The sequence below is a fragment of the Thermococcus sp. 101 C5 genome, assembly GCF_009372125.1.
GTDB classification, from domain to species: domain Archaea; phylum Methanobacteriota_B; class Thermococci; order Thermococcales; family Thermococcaceae; genus Thermococcus_A; species Thermococcus_A bergensis.
Genome location: NZ_WHIZ01000102.1, coordinates 1 through 3,973 on the forward strand (window position 1 = coordinate 1; position 3,973 = coordinate 3,973).

General features: G+C 41.5%; 5 protein-coding genes, 1 tRNA gene and 1 pseudogene. 3 read left to right on the forward strand and 4 right to left on the reverse strand.

The features are described from left to right. Positions 1-119: pseudogene (locus tag GBV73_RS10695) on the forward strand (IS982 family transposase); the annotation flags it as partial. On the opposite strand, the gene GBV73_RS10700 reads toward GBV73_RS10695, so the two are convergent. Further along, a complete protein-coding gene (locus GBV73_RS10700) occupies positions 116-1,045 on the reverse strand; it encodes a CARDB domain-containing protein (protein ID WP_152881271.1) in 930 nt (309 codons plus the stop codon). The pseudogene GBV73_RS10695 and the gene GBV73_RS10700 overlap by 4 nt on opposite strands. Before the next feature lie 142 nt (positions 1,046-1,187). Between GBV73_RS10700 and GBV73_RS10705 the strand changes: the two genes are divergently transcribed. Next, on the forward strand, positions 1,188-1,703 hold the full coding sequence (locus GBV73_RS10705) for a cob(I)yrinic acid a,c-diamide adenosyltransferase (protein ID WP_152881273.1): 516 nt from the start codon (positions 1,188-1,190) through the stop codon (positions 1,701-1,703). Positions 1,704-1,709: 6 nt separating this feature from the next. Next, positions 1,710-2,396 (forward strand): aspartate racemase, encoded by a 687-nt coding sequence (locus GBV73_RS10710; protein ID WP_152881275.1) that lies wholly within the window; start codon positions 1,710-1,712, stop codon positions 2,394-2,396. On the opposite strand, the gene corA is transcribed toward GBV73_RS10710, so the two are convergent. The 3 genes from corA to GBV73_RS10725 all read right to left on the reverse strand — a co-directional run bounded on the left by corA (position 2,391) and on the right by GBV73_RS10725 (position 3,845). Then, positions 2,391-3,401: a magnesium/cobalt transporter CorA gene (gene corA / locus GBV73_RS10715; protein ID WP_371717100.1), complete on the reverse strand. Its 1,011-nt coding sequence runs from the start codon at positions 3,399-3,401 to the stop codon at positions 2,391-2,393. The two genes, GBV73_RS10710 and corA, sit on opposite strands and share 6 nt — an antisense overlap. Before the next feature lie 125 nt (positions 3,402-3,526). After that, a complete protein-coding gene (locus GBV73_RS10720) occupies positions 3,527-3,712 on the reverse strand; it encodes a hypothetical protein (RefSeq protein WP_152881277.1) in 186 nt (61 codons plus the stop codon). A gap of 56 nt (positions 3,713-3,768) precedes the next feature. Further along, a tRNA-His gene (locus tag GBV73_RS10725) sits at positions 3,769-3,845 on the reverse strand. Between the last annotated feature and the right edge of the window lie 128 nt (positions 3,846-3,973).

Here is a 3,973-nt window from a genome sequence, read left to right on the forward strand (position 1 = left end):
AGTTTCTTCTGAGGCCGAGCAGGAGTGTTAGTTTGAGGGGGTTAGCTGTCAGGATTTTAGGGGCGATTCTGGCCGTGAATCTGGACAGATTATACAACTTCACAGGTGGTGGGAACTAGGGTAAATATTTTGTATCATACCCCAGAATCTCTGCCTTAATCCCATAGTTGCCGAGGTTTTGAGGTGTCCACTCGTACTTAACTGTCTCAGTTTCTCCGGCTTTGATTTCCATCGTTTTGTTGAGTACAACTGTTTCTTCTATTGAAAGGATTATCGTTACATTCTCATCAAAGCTTCCTTCGTTTTTAATAGCTATCTCGATCAAAGCTGGCATGCCTTTATAAACAACATCTGGGGCTGTAAGGCTAGTTATCTTTACCAGAGGAATATATTCCTTTATGTCCTCAGCACTTCTTGGTTCTATCTTAAAAGCTCCAAAAGAGTAGTAAACTACTCCAATTATGTACTCAAATTTTTGTCCTTTTTGGGGAGTATACTTGTATATGAGGTCATCTATCCTAACGGGACCACTACCGTCGTCAACTTCCCATTCTCCATACCCTAAGTTTGCATTGGTTACTACAACGTTTTCCACTTTAATCAGGACACCTTCCCATTGCTCTTGAGAGACATTTCCTGTTGGAAGTGTGATAGGTTCTGGTACTGAGCTAGTGCCTAAAATCTTGACATAATCTCCATAGTAGGGATTTACAGAGAGCTCTGTGAGCCCATAGTATTCTTTTACGTATCCTTTTACCTCCACAATATCTCCGATATTAACGTTAGGTGCCGATTTTGTGTATACGTAGATGCCACTCCATGGTCCGGTTCCATTTTGAATGAAAAATCCATCGCTGGTAATTGCAGTTACTACCCCGGTTGTAATTACCGTTTGGCCCTTATAAGGAGAGTCCCCACTTGAACTTGTGGTGTACTGGATATCTTGTATGGAAACATAAGGGACGGCGTTTACAAATTTTGGCGAGATTGCTGGCAGTAGGCTTAAAATCAGAATAGATATCAAAAATAAGGCCTTTCTTTTCATAAGGTCACCTCATAAAAAAATGGTGTTGGATGTTATTAATTTTTCTTTGATGAACAATGGTATACTTTAGAACTTGAGCTTACAGATACTTTACAGTAAAGTTTAATTTTGATTTAATACATTGATATCAAGTGGTGGGAGCATGCCAATCACAACCAAAACCGGAGATAAAGGAACAACGGGAATCTTTACTGGAGAAAGAATAGTAAAATTCGCCCCGATAATAGAGGCCAACGGCACAATAGATGAACTGAGCTCGTTTTTAGGAGAAGCAAAGCACTACCTCGATGAAGAGCTGAAAGAACTCCTTGAGAAAATCCAGGTTGAGCTTTATTCGCTCATGGCCGAAATTGCAAGTAAAGGAGAATACAAAAAAATTGGGGAAGAAGAGATAAGGCATTTGGAAGGGCTTATCAAAAAGTTTGAAGGCGAAGTAAAACTCGAAGGGTTCGTGGTTCCCGGAGCTACACTGGGGAGTGCAAAGCTTGACGTCTGCAGAGCAGTAGCTAGAAGGGCTGAGAGGAAAGTTGCCAAGGTAGTTTTGGAATATGGGATTGGAGAAGATGTTCTTAAATATCTCAACCGTCTGGGCGACCTGCTCTTTATAATGGCTCGCTATGTTGAACTCAAGGAAGGAAAAATCAAATACGCGAAGTGATCGAGCATGGAGAAGGTCATAGGAATTCTGGGTGGAATGGGCCCTCTTGCAACTGTAGAGCTTTTCAAAAGGATAGTACTCAAGACGCCAGCCAAAAAAGATCAAGATCACCCGAGAATAATTATCTACAACAATCCCAAAATCCCCGACCGGACAGCATATATTCTCGGAAAAGGCGAAAACCCGCTTCCAGAGCTCATTGACAGTGCAAAAAAACTTGAAAGCTGGGGAGCGGACTTCATAATTATGCCCTGCAACACTGCCCATTACTTTGCGGATGAAATTCAAAAGGCTATCAAGATACCCCTTATAAACATGGTTGAAGAGACCGCTGAATACATAAAGACCCTAAATCTAAAAAAAGTTGGTCTTTTAGCCACGGATGGCACAATAAAGGGGATGGTTTATCATAACGCCCTTTTGAAGAGGGGAATTGAGATAGCAGTTCCGGACAAAAACGGCCAAAGAGAATTGATGGACGCCATCTATGAGGGTATAAAAGCTGGTAACTTGGAATGGGGAAGAGAAAAAATGCTTGAAATTGCCAAAAAGCTTGAAAAAAGGGGTGAAGGGCTTATAGCAGGGTGTACTGAAGTTAGTGTGGTTTTAAGGCAGGAAGACTTCGACATACCGCTTATAGACCCCATGGATGTTATAGCTGAAAAGGCCGTGAAACTTGCCCTTGGTTTATAACCATCCTTTCTTTTTGAAGTAATAAAGCATTCCGAGAGCTATTATGAGCATAGCCAGAAGTGTGGCCGGATATCCGTAGTACCAGTTGAGCTCGGGCATGTTGTAGGGGGAGACATGTGTATTGAAGTTCATTCCATATATACCTGTTATGAATGTTAGGGGCATGAAGATCGTAGATACTACTGTGAGAATCCTTATGATGTCGTTTGTTTTCATGGAGAGGGTGGAGTAGTAGATATCGATCAAACCATTGGCCATTTCTCGGTGGTTTTCAATAATATCAAGGATTTCCATAACGTGCTCATGGAGTTCTTCCAGGTATTTCTGGGTTTCTTCACCGAAGAAGTCTTTTCCCTCCAACCTTAGCCGTCTAAAGATCTCCAACAGAGGAAATATTGTTCTCCTCACAAACAGTATCCTTCTCCTAATTCCGTGTATCTTTCGAAGCACTTCTTTGTCTCCGTCTTTTAGGACTTTGGTTTCTATGAGCTCCATTTGCGAGCTGATGTTCTCTAGAATTGGAACGTAGTTTTCAACTATCGCATCAAGAAGTGCAAAGAGTAGGTAATCTGCACCTTTCTTCCTGAAAATTCCTTCCCCGTGCCTTATGTTTTTCCTAATCGTGTTAAACACATCGCCAGGCCGTTCCTGCATTGTTATTACGAAGTTATCTTTTAGAAAAACCGCGGTTCTCTCTTTTTTCAAGCCCCCTTTCAGCTCGTAGACTTGGTGAAGTAAAACAAAAATGTGGTCTTTTAGAATGGAAACCCTTGCCCGGGTCTTTGCTCTAAGAATTGACTTAATAGCAACTTCATGAAAGTTGAAGATTTCTTTAAGCTCTTGGAGATAAGCAATTCCGTCTATGTTTACCCAAACCACCTTGTAATCTTTGTATTTGAGGACATCTTTGACCGTTTTAACCCTCTTTTCCTCAAATTTGTCTTCTGAATATGCAAAGACTGCTATCTTTGCCTCATCCATTATGAACACCACGACGAAAGCCACTAATTTGAATTTCACTTAATGGTAATTATAGTTTTCTCTCTTCAGGATCATTGGGGAAACATTTAGACCAAGTAAGCTCTAAAAACCTGGCATAAAAATTTTCAAAGAAGAAAGGAATTTGATCCTTACATTCCGGTAGTTGTTCTGAATCCAATCTCCTTGAGAGTTTCAATAACCTTCTTGAATGGTTCCCCCATAACTTCTTCATCGCAGTACTCCTCAAGGGCAAGGGAGCGACAACACCGATGTTTTTGTTCCTCTGGTAGATGGGCTGATTTGGTGGAGTTTGCGAAGAAAAATAACATTAACATGTCTCGTTTGCTTGAAGAAGTTTTGAAGGCGTTGTATTTTGGGAGAAGTGTTGTTCTGGGGCCGGGGCCGGGATTTGAACCCGGGCTAGGGGATCCACAGTCCCCTGTGCTAACCAGGCTACACCACCCCGGCCATGTCCACTTTAGCTATCTGGGATATCTTTATAAACTTTTCGCCAGAATAGGGCGTGTTTAGTTTCACCCCCTGTTATTTAAACAGTATTTGACTCTGAGGAGGATTTTCAGACCATAACACATTAC

Excerpts from the sequence above, each read along its gene's own strand:
- GBV73_RS10700 (WP_152881271.1), bottom strand. The coding sequence starts at position 1,045 with ATGAAAAGAAAGGCCTTATTTTTGATATCTATTCTGATTTTAAGCCTA.
- GBV73_RS10710 (WP_152881275.1), top strand. The coding sequence starts at position 1,710 with ATGGAGAAGGTCATAGGAATTCTGGGTGGAATGGGCCCTCTTGCAACT.
- GBV73_RS10705 (WP_152881273.1), top strand. The coding sequence starts at position 1,188 with ATGCCAATCACAACCAAAACCGGAGATAAAGGAACAACGGGAATCTTT.
- GBV73_RS10720 (WP_152881277.1), bottom strand. The coding sequence starts at position 3,712 with ATGTTAATGTTATTTTTCTTCGCAAACTCCACCAAATCAGCCCATCTA.